Source organism: Streptomyces sp. NPDC052301 (assembly GCF_044593395.1).
In the GTDB taxonomy this organism is placed as follows: Bacteria; Actinomycetota; Actinomycetes; order Streptomycetales; family Streptomycetaceae; genus Streptomyces.
This window is the reverse complement of the sequence record NZ_JBIUBE010000004.1, coordinates 549,909-568,775: the sequence shown is the minus strand read 5'-3', so window position 1 is coordinate 568,775 and position 18,867 is coordinate 549,909. Positions and strand designations below refer to the sequence as shown.

Genomic DNA, 18,867 nt, shown 5'->3' with positions numbered 1-18,867 from the left:
TCACTTCGGGGTCCGCTCAGGTGTCAGAGCTGGTTGCCGACGAAGACCGTGAGGTCGACGAGGCGGTTGGAGTAGCCCCACTCGTTGTCGTACCAACCGATGACCTTCACGTTCTTGCCCTCCTGGACCATGGTCAGGGAGGAGTCGAACGTGCAGGACGCCGGGGAGTTGACGATGTCGGAGGAGACGATCGGGTCCTCGGTGTACTCGAGCAGACCCTTGAGCTCGCCCTCGGCGGCCTTCTGGAAGGCGGCGTTGATCTCCTCCTTGGTGACCTCGCGGGAGAGCTCGAGGACGAGGTCGGTGACCGAGCCGGTCGGGACCGGGACGCGCATGGCGATGCCGTCCAGCTTGCCCTTGAGCTGCGGCAGGACCAGCGCGGTGGCCTTGGCGGCACCCGTGGTGGTCGGGATGATGTTCTCGGCGGCGGCACGGGCGCGGCGCAGGTCCTTGTGCGGGAAGTCGAGGATGCGCTGGTCGTTCGTGTACGCGTGCACCGTGGTCATCAGACCCTTGACGATGCCGAAGTTCTCGTCGAGGACCTTGGCCATCGGCGCCACACAGTTGGTGGTGCAGGAGGCGTTGGAGATGACGTTGTGCTGCGCCGGGTCGTACTTGTCCTGGTTGACGCCCATGACGATCGTGATGTCCTCGTCCTTGGCCGGAGCCGAGATGAGGACCTTCTTGGCGCCACCGGCGAGGTGCTTGGCGGCGTCGTCGCGCTTGGTGAAGATGCCGGTCGACTCGATGACGATGTCGACGCCCAGCTCGCCCCAGGGGATGTCGGACGGGTTGCGCTCGGAGAGCACCTTGATGGTGTGGCCGTCGACGGTGATCGTGTCGGCCGTGTGGGAGACCTCCTGCTTGAGGCGGCCCAGGATCGTGTCGTACTTGAGCAGGTGAGCGGTGGTCGCGGTGTCACCCAGGTCGTTGACTGCCACGACCTCGATGTCCGCCCCCTGCTCCAGCAGCGCGCGGAAGTAGTTACGCCCGATGCGGCCGAAGCCGTTGATGCCTACGCGGATCGTCACGAACCGATCTCCTCGTTGGTACGCCGGCCATGCGGTGCCGGCGAGCTCTGTTTGGGATGTCCCCGACCACCACCGACCCTACCTCTCTGCGGGCCCCGAGGTGACATCGAGATGGCGCATACACGGGCAGGCGGTCCGTACCCGTCAGTAGGGTACGGACCATCCCGGATCGGCAGTGGATTCACCCTTATTTATTACGGAATGCGGGGCGCTCTTGACGCCGTTTTCACTCGTTCGTGAGCGGGTCGGCTCACTTGATGAGTACCCCGTTCGCGCACCGTTGAGAGGGGGTTGCGCTCACCTGTCGAGCGAGGCGAACGCCTTCCTCAGCAGAGCCGCCCGATCGGCCGCCGACGGCACCTGTTCCAGCCCGAATCCGAGCAGCACGGTGTCGTCCGTCGTGACGGCTCCGTAGGTCTGGAACAGAGTCCCGGTGCGCGTCCAGTCCTTGAGCACCGCAGGGCTGCCCTCCGGCGGTCCGGCCGCGCGCCAGGCGCCCAGCGACGACTCGAAGCCCTCGGTCTCCTTCGCCGTGCCGCCGACGACGAGCGAGGCGTCGTCGACGAGGACGCCGTGCCCGCCGGTGCCCGGATCGGTGACGTAGGCGAGGGAGATCTCGACGGACCTCCCGGCGTAGGCACTGAGGTCGAAGCCGACCTGGCGCCAGCCCTTGGAACTGCCGGTGAAGCTGTTCCAGGCACCGCTCGTGCCGGTCGGGGTGCAGACGCTGCCGGTGAGCGTCAGATAGTGCGTCAGCCAGGGGTGCTCACCGATCAGGAACCCGGCCCCGCACTCGGACGGCACGGTCTGCCCGGTGGCACCTCCGGTCTCCGGCAGGGTCGTCCAGTCGTCGGTGCCCACGAGGTGCGCCTCGACCACCGCGTGGTCGTAGCCCGGCTCGGTGTCCCACAACATGCGGGCGGTCAGGGTCGGCTGCTCGGCGGCGCTGACACCGGTGAGGTCGATGGTGCGGGTGAGACGCTTGTAGGCGTCGTCCGTGTGCACCGCCGCGGCCATGTACGAGCCGGAGTACGGGCCGTACGGGTCGACGGTCCCGCCGAATCGGCCCGCGCCCGCGCTGCTGAACTGCGGGTACGAGGCGGCCGGCAGCTCGTCGGAGGTGACGCCGTAGGTGCCGGCCCTGTCCAGCGGGTTGCCGGGCGCGTCGCCGAGGGCGCCGGCGACCCCGTCGAGGGCACCGGAGCCGGTGAAGGCGGTGGCGCCGGCGGTCGACGTACGGTTGTAGGCGCCCAGGTAGTACTGGCTGAAGTCGTCGGACGGGGTGCCGTCGCCGAGGTCGACGCTTCCGCCGGCCAGCTCGCCCGCCTCGATCAGCCTGCCGCCCTCGTTGAGATAGGCGCGCAGCTGGAGCTGAGTGGGATTGCCGGGGCCGTTCGTCCCCGAGTAGTGCACGACCGTGCGGAAGTGCCGCAGCACGCCCAGCGCGTCCGGGACGCCCCGGGTGGCCACGTCCCAGACGATCGCACGGTGCCCGGCCGCCCTGACCGCGTCCACGTACTTCTGCGCCTGCGTGGCCGAGGCGCCCTCCTCGGCCACCACGAGGGTGTCCGCCTTCGGCCGCTCGGCGACCGTGTAGGTGAAGTGCGAGCTGGAGACCTTCTTCCCGCTGCTCGTCTCGCCGGTGAACCACACCTCGACCTTGTCGCCCGGCACGCCGTCCTGCACCTCGGCCCGGTAGGAGTCGAAGTAGAGGTTGTCCTCACCGCCGTAGGTCGCACCGCCCTTCCAGGGCTTCAGCGCCTGGTCGAGCGTGCGGCCGCCGTTCACCCGGTACTTGAGCTCCTTGTCACGGATCGCCCTGCGGACGACGACCGAGACCTCCTGGTCCGCTCCGCGCGCGTACGACGTGGAGAACGCGGCCGGGGTGAAGTCGGCGGCGCTCAGGCCGACCGAGGAGACCGGCCGGTCGGGGTGGACGGCGGTCTCGGCGACGGAGAGCGCGAAGGGGACGTTCTTGACGAACTCCTGCTGGATCAGCTTCTCGTCGTCGGGGAAGTTGAAGACCGACCGGCAGTCCTCGGGCTTCCAGGCGTCGTTCGGATCGACGGCCGACGCGGTCTGGCAGGTCGACATCTCCGGGGTGAACATCGCCGTGCCGTTGACGTTCGACGCGTGGCCGTCCGCCTCGCCGTTGGTGGTGTACAGCTCCGAGGAGAGCTGCGAACGGTAGCCCGGGATCGCCGGGTCGTCCGGGGTTCCGGCGAGCGCCTTGTAGAGCACGTCGTCCGGGGTGGGGGTGGCCACCTGCCAGCCGACGCCGTAGAGGAGGAGTTCGGCGGCGGAGTGGTAGTTGACGGCGTACCTGAAACCGATGCGCTTCTCGAAGCCGTCGAGCGCCTTGGTCTCGGGCTCGGACTCGGGGCTCGCGCCGCGGTAGGTCTCGCTGGTGGGGTTGGGGGACGAACCCTCGTCGTCGTAGCCCCACTTGTAGGGGAAGTTGCGGTTGAGGTCGACACCGTCGCCGGTGCCGATGACGCCGTCGCCGTTGACGTCCCGCAGGTTCTTGCGCCACAGGCGGGTCGAGGAGTCCTTGAACGTGTAGTCGTAGCCGTCGGGGTTGGCGGAGAGGACGAACCACAGCTCGGTCGAGTCGACGATCTTCTTGATCCGCCGGTCGGTCCGGTAGTGGTCCAGGTAGTAGTGCATCAGGCGCCGGGTCATCTCCGGCGTGATCCACTCGCGCGCGTGCTGGTTGGACATGTACAGCACCGACGGCTTGGAGCCGTCCTGCGTCTTCTTCGCGTTCTTGGTCAGTCTGAGCGCGAGGATGTCCTGACCGTCCACGGTCTTGCCGATGGACTCGACCTTCGTCAGACCGGGATCGGCCTGGGCGGCCCGGAGGATCTCCTCCTTGAGCCCGCCGCTTCCGCCGTAGGGGCGGAACACCCCCTGGGAGGCCTTCTCGGCGCGTGCCTCCGCCTTGGCCGGGACGGTGTGCTCGGTGAGGTCGACGCCCTGCTTGCGGAGCTTCGCGGCCTGCCGGTCGGTGAGGTAGACCTCGACCTCGGCCTTGCCGCCGGCCGCGACCTGCTGGTCGAGTTCCTGGCCGTCCTGCCCGGCTTCGAGGAGCAGGGGTATCTGCTTCCGGGTGACGTCGGCACGGAAGACCTTGACCTCGTCCGGGTCGGACTTCACCGGGCTTCCGCTCTGCGCCTGGGCTATGGGTACGAGGCTCGCTCCGCCGATCAGGAGCGCGCCGACAGCGAGGATCGATCTCGCTCTGTGTCTCATGAACCCCCCTAGCGGTGGTCCGCCACAGCGGCGAACTGGTTGCCAGGCTCATGTCAGTCCATGATCGAGTCAAGAGCGCCTCATGGCCATGCAAACGAGGCTGCGGCGGATACGCGGACGCCGGTGCCGCGGCCCCAAGTGGGCCTCGACACCGGCGTGTTGACGTGGACTCAGCCGACCAGGTTGTCCGCCAGCTCCTCCGTCAGATTGGCCTCGGTGCCCGGGATGCCCAGGTCGGCGGCACGCTTGTCGGCCATGGCCAGCAGGCGGCGGATCCGGCCCGCGACCGCGTCCTTGGTCAGCGGCGGATCGGCGAGCGCGCCCAGCTCCTCCAGGGATGCCTGCTTGTGCTCCATGCGCAGGCGCCCTGCGGCGGCCAGGTGCTCCGGCACCTCGTCGGCGAGGATCTCCAGGGCCCGCTGCACCCGGGCACCCGCCGCCACCGCGGCACGGGCCGACCGGCGCAGGTTGGCGTCGTCGAAGTTGGCGAGCCGGTTGGCCGTGGCCCGCACCTCGCGGCGCATCCGGCGCTCCTCCCAGGCCAGCACCGACTCGTGCGCACCGAGCCGGGTCAGCAGCGCGCCGATCGCGTCACCGTCACGGACGACCACCCGGTCCACGCCGCGCACCTCGCGTGCCTTGGCGGCGATCGACAGCCGGCGTGCGGCACCGACCAGCGCGAGCGCGGCCTCCGGCCCCGGGCAGGTCACCTCCAGCGAGGAGGAACGGCCCGGCTCGGTCAGCGAGCCGTGCGCCAGGAAGGCTCCGCGCCAAGCCGCCTCCGCGTCGCAGGTGGCCCCCGAGACCACCTGCGGGGGCAGCCCGCGGATCGGCCGGCCCCGGCCGTCCACCAGGCCCGTCTGCCGGGCCAGCTGGTCACCGCCCGCGACGACCCGTACGACGTACCGCGAGCCGCGGCGCAGCCCGCCGGGCGCCATCACGATCAGCTCGGAACTGTGCCCGAAGATCTCCAGGATGTCCCGCTTGAGCCGGCGGGCCGCCATCGCGGTGTCCAGCTCCGCCTCGATCACGATGCGCCCGCTCACCAGGTGAAGGCCGCCGGCGAACCGCAGAATGGCGGAGACCTCCGCCTTCCTGCAGCAGGTCCGGGTGACGGGGAGCCGAGAGATCTCGTCCTTCACCGCTGCCGTCATCGCCATGGGCCGATCCTTCCATGCATCCGAAAAATACGGTCGTACGCGGCGGCCAACAGCTCCGGGTCGTGCCGGGGAGAACCGTCGGTCCGGGCCACCGGCGCCAGCTCGACCGCGGCTCCCAGCCGCTTGGCGGCCTCGGTGAGCGAGTCGCGGTCGGGCACGGCGGCCTCGTCGGCCAGCACCACGTCCAGGGCGAGTTTAGGGGCGTGTCGCCCCAAAACCTCCAAATGACGCTGCGGGGAGAAGCCCTCGGTTTCTCCGGGCTGCGGCGCGAGGTTCAGGGACAGCACCTTGCGCGCCTTGGTCTCGGTGAGCGCGTCCAGCAACTCGGGGACGAGCAGGTGCGGGATCACCGAGGAGAACCAGGAGCCGGGACCGAGCACCACCCAGTCCGCGTCCAGCACCGCCTCGACCGCCTGCGGGACGGCGGGCGGGTCGTGGGGCACGAGATGCACCGACTGCACCTCACCGGGCGTGAGCGCGACGGTCGCCTGCCCACGCACGGTGTCCACCTCCTCGGGGCGCTCCGGGTCGTGCCCCTTGACCAGTGCCTGCAGCTCCAGCGGCACGGCCGACATGGGCAGCACACGCCCGTGCGCGCCGAGCAGCTTGCCGACCAGGTCCAGGGCCTGCACATGGTCGCCGAGCTGCTCCCACAGGGCGACGATCAGCAGGTTGCCGACCGCGTGGTCGTGCAGGTCGCCCTTGGACTGGAAGCGGTGCTGGATGACCCGGGCCCAGGTCTGGCCCCAGTCGTCGTCGCCGCACAGCGCGGCCAGTGCCTTGCGCAGGTCACCGGGCGGCAGCACGCCCAGCTCGTCACGGAGCCGGCCGCTGGAGCCGCCGTCGTCGGCCACGGTGACGACGGCGGTGAGGTCGCCGGTGATCCGGCGCAGCGCGGCGAGCGAGGCGGACAGGCCCATGCCGCCGCCGAGCGCGACCACCTTGGGCTGCGCGCCACGCCGACGGGGCCTGGCCCCGCGGGCCTCGACCGGGCGGCCGGCGCGCGACTCGGGCACCATCCGGCGCAGCCTGCTCAGCCGCGGTGTACGTTGCGTCATTCCCGTCCCATGTCCCGGTGTACGACCACCGTCTCCACGCCCTCGGCCGCGAGGCGCGCGGCGAGCTTCTCCGACATCGCGACCGAGCGGTGCTTGCCGCCGGTACAGCCGATGGCGATGGTCACATACCGCTTGCCCTCGCGCCGGTAGCCGGCCGCGATGAGCCGGAGCAGTTCGGCGTACCGGTCGAGGAACTCCTTGGCGCCGGGCTGGTTGAAGACGTAGGCGGCGACCTCCTCGTTGAGCCCCGTGTACGGGCGCAGCTCCGGGACCCAGTGCGGGTTGGGCAGGAACCGCATGTCCGCGACCAGGTCCGCGTCGACCGGCAGGCCGTACTTGAAGCCGAAGGACATCACGGTGGCCCGCAGCTCGGGCTCCTCCTCTCCGGCGAACTGGGCGTCCATCTTGGCGCGCAGCTCGTGCACGTTGAGGCTGGAGGTGTCGATCACCAGGTCGGCGTCGCCGCGCAGCTCGCGCAGCAGCTCCCGCTCGGCGGCGATGCCGTCCACGATGCGGCCGTCGCCCTGGAGGGGGTGCGGGCGGCGCACCGACTCGAAACGGCGCACCAGCGCCTCGTCGGAGGACTCCAGGAAGACGATCCGCCGGGTGACGTTCTTCGCCTCCAGGTCCGCGAGGGACTCGCGCAGGTTGTCGAAGAAGCGCCGGCCGCGCACGTCCACGACGACCGCGATCCGCGCCACGTTGCCCTGCGAGCGGGCGCCCAGCTCCACCATGGTGGGGATGAGGGCGGGCGGGAGGTTGTCCACGACGAACCAGCCGAGGTCCTCCAGACACTTGGCCGCCGTCGACCGGCCTGCTCCGGACATACCGGAGATGATCACCAGCTCGGGGATGGCCGCTTCCGGGCCGCCGGCCGGTGTGACGTCCGTGCTCACCTGTTCTCCGTTTTCCTGGACCGCGTGCTGCGGCTCCGCCTCGGCCGCGGGCTGCCCCTCGGCCGGCCGGCGCGGCTGGTTCTCGCCCGTTTCCTTGTGCGCGCGATCTCGCTCCGCCGTGGGCTGTGCCTCGTGCTCCGTCATGTCTCCTGCCCCCGTCGTTCGTCCGGGAGGCCCGCGGTCACGGGCTCCCCCGAGGAACCCGCCGTCGTGTCGGGTTCCTCGTCATCAATGATCTCTCCGGTCGCCGTGTTCACGGCGGGTGCGGCCGGGGCCGACCGGGCGAGGGCCACGGCGATGGTCTCGGCCGTCTTGCGGCCTATCCCGGGCACCTCCTGGATCTGCTCGATTGTGGCGGACCGCAGCTTCTTCACCGAGCCGAAATGCTTGATGAGCGCCTGTTTGCGGGTCTCGCCGAGGCCTGGGACGTCGTCCAGGGGGCTGGAGCGGAAGCGCTTGGCACGCTTGGTGCGCTGATAGGTGATCGCGAAGCGGTGGGCCTCGTCACGGACGCGCTGGAGCAGATAGAGGCCCTCGCTGGTGCGGGGCAGGACCACCGGGTCGTCCTCGCCGGGCACCCAGACCTCCTCCAGGCGCTTGGCGAGACCGCACACGGCGATGTCGTCGATGCCCAGCTCGTCCAGGGCCCGCCGGGCCGCCGCGACCTGCGGCTGACCGCCGTCGACCACGACGAGCTGCGGCGGATAGGCGAACTTCTTGGGACGGCCCTCGTCGTCCTTGAGGGAGTTCGTGATCTCCTCGGTGCCGGTGAGGGTGCTGTCGCCGTCGCCGTCGGTGAGGGTCAGGGTGCCTTCGCCGTCGGTGGGCGCCTCCTCCGCGCCGGCGCCGTCGGTCCACTCGCCCGTCTTCTCCTTCTCGGCGAGGTACCGCTTGAAGCGGCGGGTGATCACCTCGTGCATGGAGCGGACGTCGTCCTGGCCGGCGAAGCCCTTGATCTGGAAGCGGCGGTACTCGCTCTTGCGCTGCAGGCCGTCCTCGAAGACCACCATGGAGGCGACCACGTCGTCCCCCTGGAGGTGCGAGATGTCGTAGCACTCGATCCGCAGCGGGGCGCTGTCCAGGTCGAGGGCATCGGCGATCTCCTCCAGCGCACGCGAGCGCGTGGTCAGGTCGGAGGCGCGCTTGGTCTTGTGCAGCGCGAGGGCCTGCTGCGCGTTGCGCTGCACGGTCTCCATCAGCGCCTTCTTGTCGCCGCGCTGCGGGATGCGCAGCGACACGTTCGACCCGCGGCGGCCGGTCAGCCAGTCCTGCACCGGCTCGACCGGCTCGGGCAGGGCCGGGACCAGGACCTCCTTGGGGACCGCGTCCCCGGACTCCTCCCCGTACAGCTGCTGCAGGGCGTGCTCCACCAGGGCGCCGGTGGTGACCTCCTCGACCTTGTCGGTCACCCAGCCGCGCTGGCCGCGCACCCGGCCGCCGCGCACGTGGAAGATCTGCACAGCCGCCTCCAGCTCGTCCTCGGCGACGGCGATCAGGTCGGCGTCGGTCGCGTCGGCGAGCACGACCGCGTTCTTCTCCATGGCCTTCTTCAGGGCCCCGATGTCGTCGCGCAGCCGGGCGGCCCGCTCGTACTCCATCTCCTCCGCCGCCTCCATCATCTGCTTCTCCAGACGGCGGAGGTAGGTGCCGGTGCGGCCGGCCATGAAGTCGCAGAACTCGTCCGCCAGCTCCCCGTGCTCGTCGGGGGTGATCCGGCCGACGCAGGGGGCGGCGCACTTGCCGATGTAGCCGAGCAGGCAGGGGCGGCCGGTGCGGGAGGCGTTCTTGAACACGCCGGCCGAGCAGGTGCGCACCGGGAAGACTCGCAGCAGCAGGTCGACGGTGTCGCGGATGGCCCACGCATGCGCGTACGGACCGAAGTACCGGACGCCCTTCTTCTTGTGACCGCGCATCACCTGTACGCGCGGGAACTCCTCGTTCATCGTCACCGCGAGATACGGGTAGCTCTTGTCGTCGCGGTACTTGACGTTGAACCGGGGGTCGTACTCCTTGATCCAGGAGTACTCCAGCTGCAGCGCCTCGACCTCCGTGGACACCACGGTCCACTCCACGGACGCGGCGGTGGTGACCATCGTCCGGGTGCGCGGGTGCAGGTTCGCCAGGTCCTGGAAGTAGTTCGCCAGGCGCTGACGCAGGCTTTTCGCCTTTCCGACGTAGATCACCCGGCGGTGCTCGTCACGGAACCTGTACACCCCCGGAGAGTCCGGGATCTCACCCGGCCTGGGGCGGTAGCTGGAGGGGTCGGCCATGTCTCACACCCTACTGGCGACCACCGACACCGCGTCGGGCCCGTGGCGCTGTCCCAGCCGTGCCGCTCGTGCCCGCACCCGTGCCGCTCGGCGCCCGCCGGGGCGTGCGGCTCAGCCCCCGCCGAGCCGCGCGACGTCGGCCGACGGGGTCCCCGTGAGGGGTCGGCGGCCCCGGCGGAGCGGTCGCGGCGCGGCCAGGTACGGCAGAAGGCCGGTCGATGGTGTTGTCGGTGTCTGGTCAACACGCTTCAATGCGGGGGAACTCGGGGCCGTGCACCCGCACGGCCAGGCGTACCGTGCGCAGCCACGGGCGTCCACGGCGCCCACAGGGGCCCCGCACCCCCGCACAGCGGTCTGACCAGCCGTAGCGACACTTCACAGAGAGGCCCCTCGGCATGCTCCATGCCACAGAGCACGCGGACGTCCCCAGCGCGGAACTGGACACGATCCTGCGGGGCGGCCCCTTCCACGTGGCGCTGCGCGCCGCGATCGCCGCACGCGGACTGCCGCTCCAGCGCGTCCAGCACCATCTGTCCCGCCGCGGGGTCAAGGTCGGCGTGACCAGCCTCAGTTACTGGCAGCAGGGCGCCCGCCGCCCGCAGCGCCCGGAGTCGCTGCGGGCCGTCCGGGCCCTGGAGGAGATCCTCCAGCTCCCGGACGAGTCGCTGATCCGCCTGCTCGCCGAGTCCGACGCACGGGCGCGGGCCGGCCGCCCGGCGGGCCGCTCCTACCGCTCCCTGATCGAGGCCTCGGACGTCCTGGAGCGGCTCCGGTCCGAGCTGGACCGGCCTCTCGACGGCGGGCTGCACACCCTGGGCCACCACGAATGCGTCCGGATCGGTGCCCGGCGTGAGCTGGCGGGCCGCGAGTCCCACCACATCGTGCGGGCCCACCACGACGGCGTCGACCGCTTCCTCGCCGTGCACCACGGCGACCCCGGCTGCAGCCCCCGCGACATGCGGGTGCGGGCCCTGGAGAACTGCCGCACGGGACGTGTCCGCTGGGACCAGGACACCGGTGTGCTGGTGGCGGAGCTGCTCTTCGGCACCCGGCTGCGCTCCGGCGACACCTTCCTCTTCCGGTACGGCGTCGAGGACGGCACGGCCGGACCCTGCGGCGAGTACCTGCGCCCCTTCGACTCCCCCGGCGGCCAGTACGCCCTCCAGGTGCGATTCGACGCGACCGCACTGCCGGTGCGCTGCCACCGCTTCACCCAGCACTCGGCGGCGGCCCCGCGCAGTGGACGGCAGGACCTGCCCGTCACCGGCCCGCACCACTGCGTCCATGTGGTCGAGCCCCGGATCCGACCCGGCATCGTCGGCATCGCCTGGGACTGGGAGTGAGCCGGTACCGGATCTGGGAGTGAGGGGCGCGCGGGCTGGAGACGCGGGGCCCCACGGTGCCCGGCGGCCCCGCGGTCAGGCTCCCGGGCCCGCGACGATCCTGCCGGCCGCGGCCTTCACCGGCAGCTCCGCCAACGGCTCGGTGGCCGGCGCCTGGACCACCTTGCCCGTCACGGCGTCGAACTGACTGCCGTGGCAGGGGCAGATCAGCGTCGTGCCCTGCAGCTTGTTGATGGGGCACCCCGCGTGCGTGCAGAGCGTGCTGTACGCCTTCAGCGTGCCGCTCCCGTCGCGGCTGACCACCACGTTGTGATCCCGGTACAGCTTGGCGCCGCCCTTCGCGATCTCGCTCTCGGCACCGAGGTCGACCGGCGTGGTCGGGACGGCCGCCGAACCGCTCCCGTCCGGAGCCGCGCACGCCGCCAGGCCGAGCCCGGCGACCGGGGCCACGGCAGCCCCTCGAAGGACGGTACGGCGGCTTGCGGACGGTCGGGCGGGCATCTGGAACTCCACGGGTCAAGGGACGTGCAGGGCGACGATACCCGGGCAGAGGGGGCGGGCCCGGGGCGGGGGCGGACGCGGGTCGGGCGGGGAGGGACGCAGCCGGCGGACGCTCGCGTAAACGATTGCGCAAGCGTTTACGTCTGTTGGTCGGATGGGGTACCTTCCGGCCGGAAGACTTGCCCAGGAAGGGAGGCCCGATGCCCACCATGGCGGACGTGGCCCGCAGCGCCGGAGTCTCCGTGGCGACCGTCTCCCACGTCCTCAACGGCACGCGCCCGGTGTCGCCCCACACCCGGCAGGCCGTGCGGGACGCCATCGACGCTCTCGGGTACACGCCGAACACCCTGGCCCGCTCCCTGGTGACCTCCCGCACCCGCTCCATCGGGCTAGCGGTCTCGGCGATCAGCAACCCGTACTTCACGGAGATCCTCCAGGGCGTCGAGGCCGCCGCCCTGGAAGCGGGCTACAGCCTGCTCATCGCCGACCCGCACGACGACCCGGGGCATGAACGCAAGGTCGTACAGCTCCTGCACGAGCGCCGGGTGGACGGCATGGTCGTCACTCCCTCCGCCACCCCGCGGGAGCTGATCGGCTATCTCCGCCGGCATGCCGTGCCGACGGTGTTCCTGGACCGCCTCATAGACACGGGCACATGGGACGGGAACGCGCCGGACGACGCCGCCCGGGCCGGCGGTGCAGCGGGCGCCGGCCCTGCCACGGGCGTGCCGTGCTTCGACCAGGTCTGTGCCGAGAGCGCCGAGCCGACCGCCCGGCTCGTCACTCATCTCGCCGGACTGGGACACCGCCGGATCGGTCTGGTCGCGGGGCTGCCCGGGCTCAGCACCACCACCGAGCGCATCTCCGGGTACCGGGACGGCCTCGCCGCCGCCGGGCTGACGCACGACGAGCGTCTCCTCGTGTCGGGCAATTCCGAGTCCGCCGGTGCCGAGCAGGCCACGGCCGCACTGCTCGACCTGCCCGATCCGCCGACGGCCCTCGTCACCGCCAACAACGCGATGACCATCGGTGCCCTGCGCGCCCTGCGCCGCCGTGGCCTCGCCGTGCCGGACGACATCGCCCTGTGCTGCTTCGACGACTTCGCCTGGGCCGACCTGTTCTCGCCCCGGCTCACCGCCGTCGCCCAGCCCAGCCGGGAGCTGGGCGCCCAGGCCGTCCGGATCCTGCTGGAGCGCCTGGCCGAGCCCGACCGGCCGGCCCGTACGGTGCGGCTGCCGTGCACGTTCGTCCACCGCTCGTCCTGCGGGTGCCCGGAGGAGCCGACCACGGCCGAAGCGGCCGGGCGAACCGACCCATCCACGCTGTCCGAGAAGGGAACCGCCTCGTGATCGTCGTCGCCGGTGAGGCACTGATCGACCTGGTACCGCAGGGCCCCGGTGCGCTTGCGGACCTGAAGCCGGCGCTCGGCGGCGGCCCGTACAACACCGCCGTGGCCCTCGGCCGGCTCGGCTCCCGCACCGCCTTCTGCTCCCGGGCCTCGTACGACGCCTTCGGCGAGGCCCTGCTCGACGGGCTGCGGCGAGCCGGTGTCGACGTATCGGGCGTACAGCGCGGGCCGGAGCCGACGACCCTCGCGGTGGCCACGATCGACGCCGCCGGCTCGGCCGCCTACTCCTTCTACGTCGACGGCACGGCCGACCGTCTTTTCACCGCCCCGGCGGCGCTCCCCTCCGGCACGCGCGCGGTGTCCTTCGGGACCTGCTCGCTCGTCCTGGAACCGGGGGCGGGCGCGTACGAGGACCTGATGCGGAGGGCCGCCGGTCAGGGGCTGTTCACCACGCTCGACCCCAATGTCCGGGCGGGACTGATTCCGGACGCGGACGCCTACCGGGCGCGTTTCAAGAGCTGGCTGCCCTCGGTGACGCTGCTGAAGCTCTCCGCGGAGGACGCGGCGTGGCTGGGCGGCACCCCGCGGGAGTGGCTGGCCGCGGGGCCGGCGGCCGTCGTGGTCACGCGAGGTGGCGACGGTCTGACCGTGTTCACCCGGGACGGCGCGGAGTACTCGGTGCCGGGTGAGAAGGTCGACGTCGTGGACACCATCGGGGCCGGTGACACGGTGAACGCCGCCCTGCTGCACGGGCTGGCCGTCCGGGACGCGCTGTCTCGGGAAGCGCTCTCCGCCCTGGGGACGCAGGGCTGGACACGGCTGCTGCGCTTCGCGGCCCGGGCGGCGGCGATCACCTGCTCGCGGGCGGGGGCCGAGCCGCCGTACGCGACCGAGCTGGGTGAACTGTGAGCGGCCCGTTTCCCCTGTGGTCTTGTCAAGGTGCGGCCGGGCCTGCGGTGCGGGAGCCGGTCGAACCGCAGAGCCGGGGTGGCTGCTGGTGGAACGAGCGGCGCCCCGCGGGGAGTTCCCGCGGGGCGCCGCTTTTTTGATGATGTGTCACGTGGTGCGTCACTCGATGCGTCGCGTGGTGTGCCACGCGACGCATCACCGGGTGTCACGCCTTGCGGGCCCGCGTCGTCTTCTTCGCGGGCGTCGCCTTCTTCGTGGCCGCGGCGGCCTTCTTGGTCGCCGTGTTGTTGGCCTTGACCGTCACCGTCTTCTTCGCGACCGACTTGGCGGCGGCCGTCTTCCTGGCCGTCGTGCTCCGCGGCGCCTTCACCGGTTCCGCGTCGCTGATCCGGTCGGCGCCGAGGATCTCGCGCAGGAACTTGCCGGTGTGGCTGGCCGGTACCCCGGCCACCTCCTCGGGCGTGCCCTCGGCGACCACGAGGCCACCCCCGGCGCCGCCCTCCGGGCCCATGTCCACGATCCAGTCGGCGGTCTTGATCACGTCGAGGTTGTGCTCGATGACGATGACCGAGTTGCCCTTGTCGACCAGGCCGCCCAGGACCTTCAGCAGCTTGCTGATGTCCTCGAAGTGGAGACCGGTGGTCGGCTCGTCCAGGACGTAGACCGTGCGTCCGGTGGACCGCTTCTGCAGTTCGCTGGCCAGCTTGACGCGCTGGGCCTCACCGCCGGAGAGGGTGGTGGCGGACTGGCCGAGGCGGACGTATCCGAGGCCGACGTCGTGCAGCGTCTTCAGGTGGCGGGAGATCGCCGGGACCGCCTCGAAGAAGTGCATGGCCTCCTCGATCGGCATGTTCAGCACCTCGGCGATGGACTTGCCCTTGTAGTGGACCTCCAGGGTCTCCCGGTTGTACCGGGCACCGTGACAGACCTCGCACGGAACGTAGACGTCCGGGAGGAAGTTCATCTCGATCTTGATCGTGCCGTCGCCCGCGCAGTTCTCGCAGCGGCCGCCCTTGACGTTGAAGGAGAAGCGGCCGGGCAGGTAGCCGCGGACCTTCGCCTCGGTGGTCTCGGCGAACAGCTTGCGGATGTGGTCGAAGACACCGGTGTAGGTCGCCGGGTTGGACCGCGGTGTGCGGCCGATCGGGGACTGGTCGACGTGGACGACCTTGTCGACGAGGTCGTCGCCCTCCACGCGCGTGTGCCGTCCGGGGACGGTCCGGGCGCCGTTCAGCTCGCGGGCCAGGTGCGTGTAGAGGATGTCGTTGACCAGCGTCGACTTTCCGGAGCCGGAGACGCCCGTGACGGCCGTGAACACGCCCAACGGGAAGGACACGTCGATGTCCTGCAGGTTGTTCTCGCGGGCGCCGTGCACGGTGAGCTGCCGGGACGGGTCGCGGGGACGGCGTACGTCCGGCAGGGGGATCGCCTTGCGGCCCGCGAGGTACGCGCCGGTCTGCGACTCGGTGTTGGCGAGCAGTTCCTTCAGGGAGCCGCTGTGCACGACCTTTCCGCCGTGCTCACCGGCGCCGGGGCCGATGTCCACGACCCAGTCGGCGACCTTGATGGTGTCCTCGTCGTGCTCCACGACGATGAGCGTGTTGCCCATGTCGCGCAGCCGGACCAGGGTCTCGATCAGCCGGTGGTTGTCCCGCTGGTGCAGGCCGATGGAGGGCTCGTCCAGCACGTACAGCACGCCGACCAGGCCGGAGCCGATCTGGGTGGCGAGGCGGATGCGCTGGGCCTCGCCGCCGGAGAGGGTGCCTGCCGCGCGGTTCAGCGAGAGGTAGTCCAGGCCGACGTCGACCAGGAAGCGCAGCCGCTCGTTGACCTCCTTCAGGACGCGCTCGGCGATCTTCTTGTCGCGGGCGCTCAGCTTCAGCTCGCCCAGGAAGTCCGCGCAGTCGCTGATCGACATCGAGGAGACCTCGGCGATCGACCTGTCCATGATCGTGACGGCGAGGACGATCGGCTTCAGGCGCGTGCCCTCACAGCCCGGGCAGGGCACCTCGCGCATGTAGCCCTCGAAGCGCTCACGACTGGCGTCGCTCTCGGCCTCGCTGTGCCGGCGCTTGACGAAGGGCACCGCGCCCTCGAAGGGCGTGGTGTACACACGCTCGCGGCCGTACCGGTTGCGGTAGCGCACCTCGATCTGGGTCTTGTGGCCGTGCAGCAGCGCCTTCTTCGCACGCTGGGGCAGGCCCGCGAAGGGGATGTCCGTGCGGAAGCCCAGCGCGTCGGCGAGGGCACCGATCAGGCGACCGAAGTAGTCCTTGGTGTGCCCGTGCGACCAGGGGTGGATGGCGCCCTCGTCCAGGGACTTGTCCTCGTCCGGGACGATCAGCTCCGGGTCGACCTCCATGCGGGTGCCGATGCCGGTGCACTCGGGGCAGGCGCCGAAGGGCGAGTTGAAGGAGAAGGAGCGCGGCTCCAGCTCCTCGAAGGACAGGTCGTCGTACGGGCAGTACAGGTGCTCCGAGTACATGCGCTCGCGCTCGGGGTCGTCCTCGGGGAGGTCGACGAAGTCGAGCACGACCATGCCGCCGGAGAGGCCGAGGGCGGTCTCCACGGAGTCGGTGAGGCGGCGCTTGGCGGAGTCCTTGACCGTGAGGCGGTCGATGACCACCTCGATGGTGTGCTTCTCCTGCTTCTTCAGCGTCGGCGGGTCCGACAGCTGGACGGTCTGGCCGTCCACGCGGGCGCGGGAGTAACCCTTGGTCTGCAGGTCGGCGAAGAGGTCGACGAACTCGCCCTTGCGCTCGCGGACCAGCGGCGACAGCACCTGGAAGCGGCTCCCCTCCGGCAGCTCCAGGACCTTGTCCACGATGGCCTGCGGCGACTGGCGCGAGATCGGGCGGCCGCACTCGGGGCAGTGCGGCTTGCCGATCCGCGCGAAGAGCAGACGCAGGTAGTCGTAGACCTCGGTGATGGTGCCGACCGTCGAGCGCGGGTTGCGCGAGGTCGATTTCTGGTCGATGGAGACCGCCGGGGACAGACCCTCGATGAAGTCGACGTCCGGCTTGTCCATCTGGCCGAGGAACTGCCGGGCGTACGAGGAGAGCGACTCCACGTAGCGCCGCTGGCCCTCCGCGAAGATCGTGTCGAAGGCCAGGGAGGACTTGCCCGACCCCGACAGGCCCGTGAAGACGATGAGCGAGTCACGAGGCAGGTCGAGCGAGACATTCTTCAGGTTGTGCTCGCGCGCGCCACGGACGATGAGACGGTCGGCCACGCCGGTCCGCACCTTTCTTGAGAGAAGTGACAGGGGCGGGGCCCCCGTGCTTCTTCAGACTAGGGGGAGCCACTGACAACGCCGGTCGGATTGCCCGGTTGCATAACAACCCCCGACCATCCAGCATGCCCGACGCCGCCTTCGACGATATAGCACGTGCTTTCGATTTGCGGACGATGCTCACCACCTTCACCTGAAGGTGTGGCAGGACTAATGTCAGGGCCATGATTGATCACGCTCATGACCTGGCATGTGTACGTGACGCGACCGAACGACTCCTCCATGCGGTCGCCGGACTGGACAACGCCTCGCTCCCCGAGCCGTCGCGGCTTCCCGGCTGGACCCGCGGGCACGTCCTCGCCCACCTCGCCCGCAACGCGGACGCGCTGAGGAACGTCCTCGAAGGCCGCCCCATGTACGCGAGCGCCGAGGCGCGCGACGCCGACATCGAGAGCGGTGCCCCGCGCGCCCTCGACGCGCAGCTCGCCGACCTGCGCGAGAGCGCGGCCCGCTTCCGGGCGGCGGGCGAGGCACCGGCGGACTGGAGCCGCACGGTGGAGCTGCGCAACGGTGTCACCGACTCCGCGTCCCGGGTGCCGTTCCGGCGCTGGATCGAGGTGGAGCTGCACCACGTGGACCTCGGCATCGGCTACGAGCTGGAAGATCTCCCGGAGGAGTTCCTCGAGCGGGAGACCGACTTCCTCACGGCACGGTTCCGCGGGCACCCCGGCGTCCCGGCGACCCGCGTGACGGACGGCACGCGCGCGTGGAACACAGGAGACGTGGCCGACGACCCCGAGGTCACGGTCACCGGCACGCCGGCGGAGCTGGTGGGCTGGCTCGCCGGGCGCCGCGACGGGACGGCGCTGAAGGTGGCGGGCGGGGCACTGCCGAAGCTGCCCCCGCTGTAGCACGACGGCCGCCCGTCCGAGGCCCTCGCGCTATAGGCTGATCACCATGACGTACACCGGAGAGGTCAAGGTCGGCGGACCGGCGGACGTGCACGAGCTGAAAGACCTGATGATCACCAAGATCGCGGTCGGCCCGATGGACAACAACGCCTATCTGCTGCGCTGCCGGGCCACCGACGAGCAGCTCCTGATCGACGCCGCCAACGAGGCGGGGACGCTCCTCGGCATGATCGGTGACGACGGCATCGCGTCCGTCGTCACCACGCACCGGCACGGTGACCACTGGCAGGCGCTCGCCGAGGTCGTGGCCGCCACGGGCGCGCGTACCCACGCCGGCCGTGACGACGCGCCCGGCATCCCGGTGCCCACGGACGTCCTCGTCGACGACGGCGACGTCATCCGGGTGGGGCGCGTGGAACTCACCGCACGCCACCTCGTCGGGCACACCCCGGGTTCCATCGCGCTGGTCTACGACGACCCGCACGGCCATCCGCACGTCTTCACCGGCGACTGCCTCTTCCCCGGCGGCGTCGGCAACACGCACAAGGACCCGAAGGCGTTCGCCAGCCTGATCCACGACGTGGAGACGAAGATCTTCGGTGCGCTGCCGGACGAGACCTGGGTGTATCCCGGGCACGGCAACGACACGACGCTGGGTGCGGAACGGCCGCATCTGCCGGAGTGGCACGCGCGCGGGTGGTGAGCGCCGGGCGCATTCTCCAACGCGCGCGCCCCGTGTGAACGTTTCGCGCATGCTCAGGGGGTGCGCACGCTCCCGACGCGTCACCGCACGCGGTGAACTGGGAAGCAACCCCGCGGAGGCTGACGGCTCCTCGGCGGTAGGGCCGCCGGCCTCCTACCCCGCCCTCGGCCGGCGGCCCAGGCCCGGCCCAGGCCGAACTCCCGCACCGGGGAGCCACGTTCACACGACTGCAACACCCGCTCCCACTATGCGG

General features: G+C 70.9%; 13 protein-coding genes. 5 read left to right on the top strand and 8 right to left on the bottom strand.

Annotated elements, in window-relative coordinates; all coding sequences use genetic code 11:
- Window positions 1–23 precede the first annotated feature (23 nt).
- The 6 genes from gap to uvrC all read right to left on the bottom strand — a co-directional run bounded on the left by gap (window position 24) and on the right by uvrC (window position 9,667).
- The gene (gap, locus tag ACIHEJ_RS13555) at window positions 24–1,031 is read right to left on the bottom strand and encodes a type I glyceraldehyde-3-phosphate dehydrogenase (RefSeq protein ID WP_366016899.1); all 1,008 of its coding nucleotides are present in this window, start codon (window positions 1,029–1,031) and stop codon (window positions 24–26) included.
- 297 nt (window positions 1,032–1,328) lie between these two features.
- On the bottom strand, window positions 1,329–4,283 hold the full coding sequence (locus ACIHEJ_RS13550) for a M14 family zinc carboxypeptidase (protein WP_400134957.1): 2,955 nt from the start codon (window positions 4,281–4,283) through the stop codon (window positions 1,329–1,331).
- Window positions 4,284–4,453: 170 nt separating this feature from the next.
- Window positions 4,454–5,443, bottom strand: coding sequence for a DNA-binding protein WhiA (whiA, locus tag ACIHEJ_RS13545; RefSeq protein ID WP_400134956.1), 990 nt, complete (start codon window positions 5,441–5,443; stop codon window positions 4,454–4,456).
- Window positions 5,434–6,501: a uridine diphosphate-N-acetylglucosamine-binding protein YvcK gene (gene yvcK, locus ACIHEJ_RS13540; protein ID WP_400134955.1), complete on the bottom strand. Its 1,068-nt coding sequence runs from the start codon at window positions 6,499–6,501 to the stop codon at window positions 5,434–5,436. Before yvcK ends, whiA begins: the two co-directional genes overlap by 10 nt.
- A complete protein-coding gene (gene rapZ, locus ACIHEJ_RS13535) occupies window positions 6,498–7,541 on the bottom strand; it encodes an RNase adapter RapZ (protein ID WP_400134954.1) in 1,044 nt (347 codons plus the stop codon). Before rapZ ends, yvcK begins: the two co-directional genes overlap by 4 nt.
- On the bottom strand, window positions 7,538–9,667 hold the full coding sequence (gene uvrC, locus ACIHEJ_RS13530; protein ID WP_400134953.1) for an excinuclease ABC subunit UvrC: 2,130 nt from the start codon (window positions 9,665–9,667) through the stop codon (window positions 7,538–7,540). The genes rapZ and uvrC overlap by 4 nt, the downstream gene beginning before the upstream one ends.
- A gap of 395 nt (window positions 9,668–10,062) precedes the next feature.
- Here uvrC and ACIHEJ_RS13525 point away from each other — a divergent pair, with 395 nt between their 5' ends.
- Window positions 10,063–11,010, top strand: coding sequence for a hypothetical protein (locus ACIHEJ_RS13525; RefSeq protein ID WP_400134952.1), 948 nt, complete (start codon window positions 10,063–10,065; stop codon window positions 11,008–11,010).
- A gap of 75 nt (window positions 11,011–11,085) precedes the next feature.
- On the opposite strand, the gene ACIHEJ_RS13520 is transcribed toward ACIHEJ_RS13525, so the two are convergent.
- Window positions 11,086–11,511 carry a Rieske (2Fe-2S) protein gene (locus tag ACIHEJ_RS13520; protein WP_400134951.1) on the bottom strand — a complete coding sequence of 142 codons (426 nt, stop codon included), beginning with the start codon at window positions 11,509–11,511 and terminating at the stop codon, window positions 11,086–11,088.
- Window positions 11,512–11,711: 200 nt separating this feature from the next.
- Between ACIHEJ_RS13520 and ACIHEJ_RS13515 the strand changes: the two genes are divergently transcribed.
- Entirely contained in the window at window positions 11,712–12,860 is a 1,149-nt protein-coding gene (locus ACIHEJ_RS13515; protein ID WP_400134950.1) for a LacI family DNA-binding transcriptional regulator, read from the top strand.
- A complete protein-coding gene (locus tag ACIHEJ_RS13510) occupies window positions 12,857–13,768 on the top strand; it encodes a carbohydrate kinase (RefSeq protein ID WP_400134949.1) in 912 nt (303 codons plus the stop codon). Before ACIHEJ_RS13515 ends, ACIHEJ_RS13510 begins: the two co-directional genes overlap by 4 nt.
- Window positions 13,769–13,973: 205 nt before the next feature.
- Here the strand turns inward: ACIHEJ_RS13510 and uvrA are convergent, their stop codons facing one another.
- A complete protein-coding gene (gene uvrA / locus ACIHEJ_RS13505; RefSeq protein WP_400134948.1) occupies window positions 13,974–17,000 on the bottom strand; it encodes an excinuclease ABC subunit UvrA in 3,027 nt (1,008 codons plus the stop codon).
- Between the two features lie 224 nt (window positions 17,001–17,224).
- Between uvrA and ACIHEJ_RS13500 the strand changes: the two genes are divergently transcribed.
- Entirely contained in the window at window positions 17,225–17,911 is a 687-nt protein-coding gene (locus ACIHEJ_RS13500; RefSeq protein WP_400134947.1) for a maleylpyruvate isomerase family mycothiol-dependent enzyme, read from the top strand.
- A gap of 46 nt (window positions 17,912–17,957) precedes the next feature.
- Window positions 17,958–18,614, top strand: a complete 657-nt coding sequence (locus ACIHEJ_RS13495) for an MBL fold metallo-hydrolase (protein ID WP_400134946.1) — start codon at window positions 17,958–17,960, stop codon at window positions 18,612–18,614.
- The last annotated feature ends 253 nt before the right edge of the window (window positions 18,615–18,867 follow it).

What these genes read in the sequence shown, in the direction of transcription:
- yvcK (WP_400134955.1), bottom strand. Translation starts at nt 6,501, where the DNA reads ATGACGCAACGTACACCGCGGCTGAGCAGGCTGCGCCGGATGGTGCCC.
- ACIHEJ_RS13550 (WP_400134957.1), bottom strand. Translation starts at nt 4,283, where the DNA reads ATGAGACACAGAGCGAGATCGATCCTCGCTGTCGGCGCGCTCCTGATC.
- whiA (WP_400134956.1), bottom strand. Translation starts at nt 5,443, where the DNA reads ATGGCGATGACGGCAGCGGTGAAGGACGAGATCTCTCGGCTCCCCGTC.
- uvrC (WP_400134953.1), bottom strand. Translation starts at nt 9,667, where the DNA reads ATGGCCGACCCCTCCAGCTACCGCCCCAGGCCGGGTGAGATCCCGGAC.
- ACIHEJ_RS13520 (WP_400134951.1), bottom strand. Translation starts at nt 11,511, where the DNA reads ATGCCCGCCCGACCGTCCGCAAGCCGCCGTACCGTCCTTCGAGGGGCT.
- ACIHEJ_RS13500 (WP_400134947.1), top strand. Translation starts at nt 17,225, where the DNA reads ATGATTGATCACGCTCATGACCTGGCATGTGTACGTGACGCGACCGAA.
- ACIHEJ_RS13495 (WP_400134946.1), top strand. Translation starts at nt 17,958, where the DNA reads ATGACGTACACCGGAGAGGTCAAGGTCGGCGGACCGGCGGACGTGCAC.
- ACIHEJ_RS13515 (WP_400134950.1), top strand. Translation starts at nt 11,712, where the DNA reads ATGCCCACCATGGCGGACGTGGCCCGCAGCGCCGGAGTCTCCGTGGCG.
- rapZ (WP_400134954.1), bottom strand. Translation starts at nt 7,541, where the DNA reads ATGACGGAGCACGAGGCACAGCCCACGGCGGAGCGAGATCGCGCGCAC.
- ACIHEJ_RS13525 (WP_400134952.1), top strand. Translation starts at nt 10,063, where the DNA reads ATGCTCCATGCCACAGAGCACGCGGACGTCCCCAGCGCGGAACTGGAC.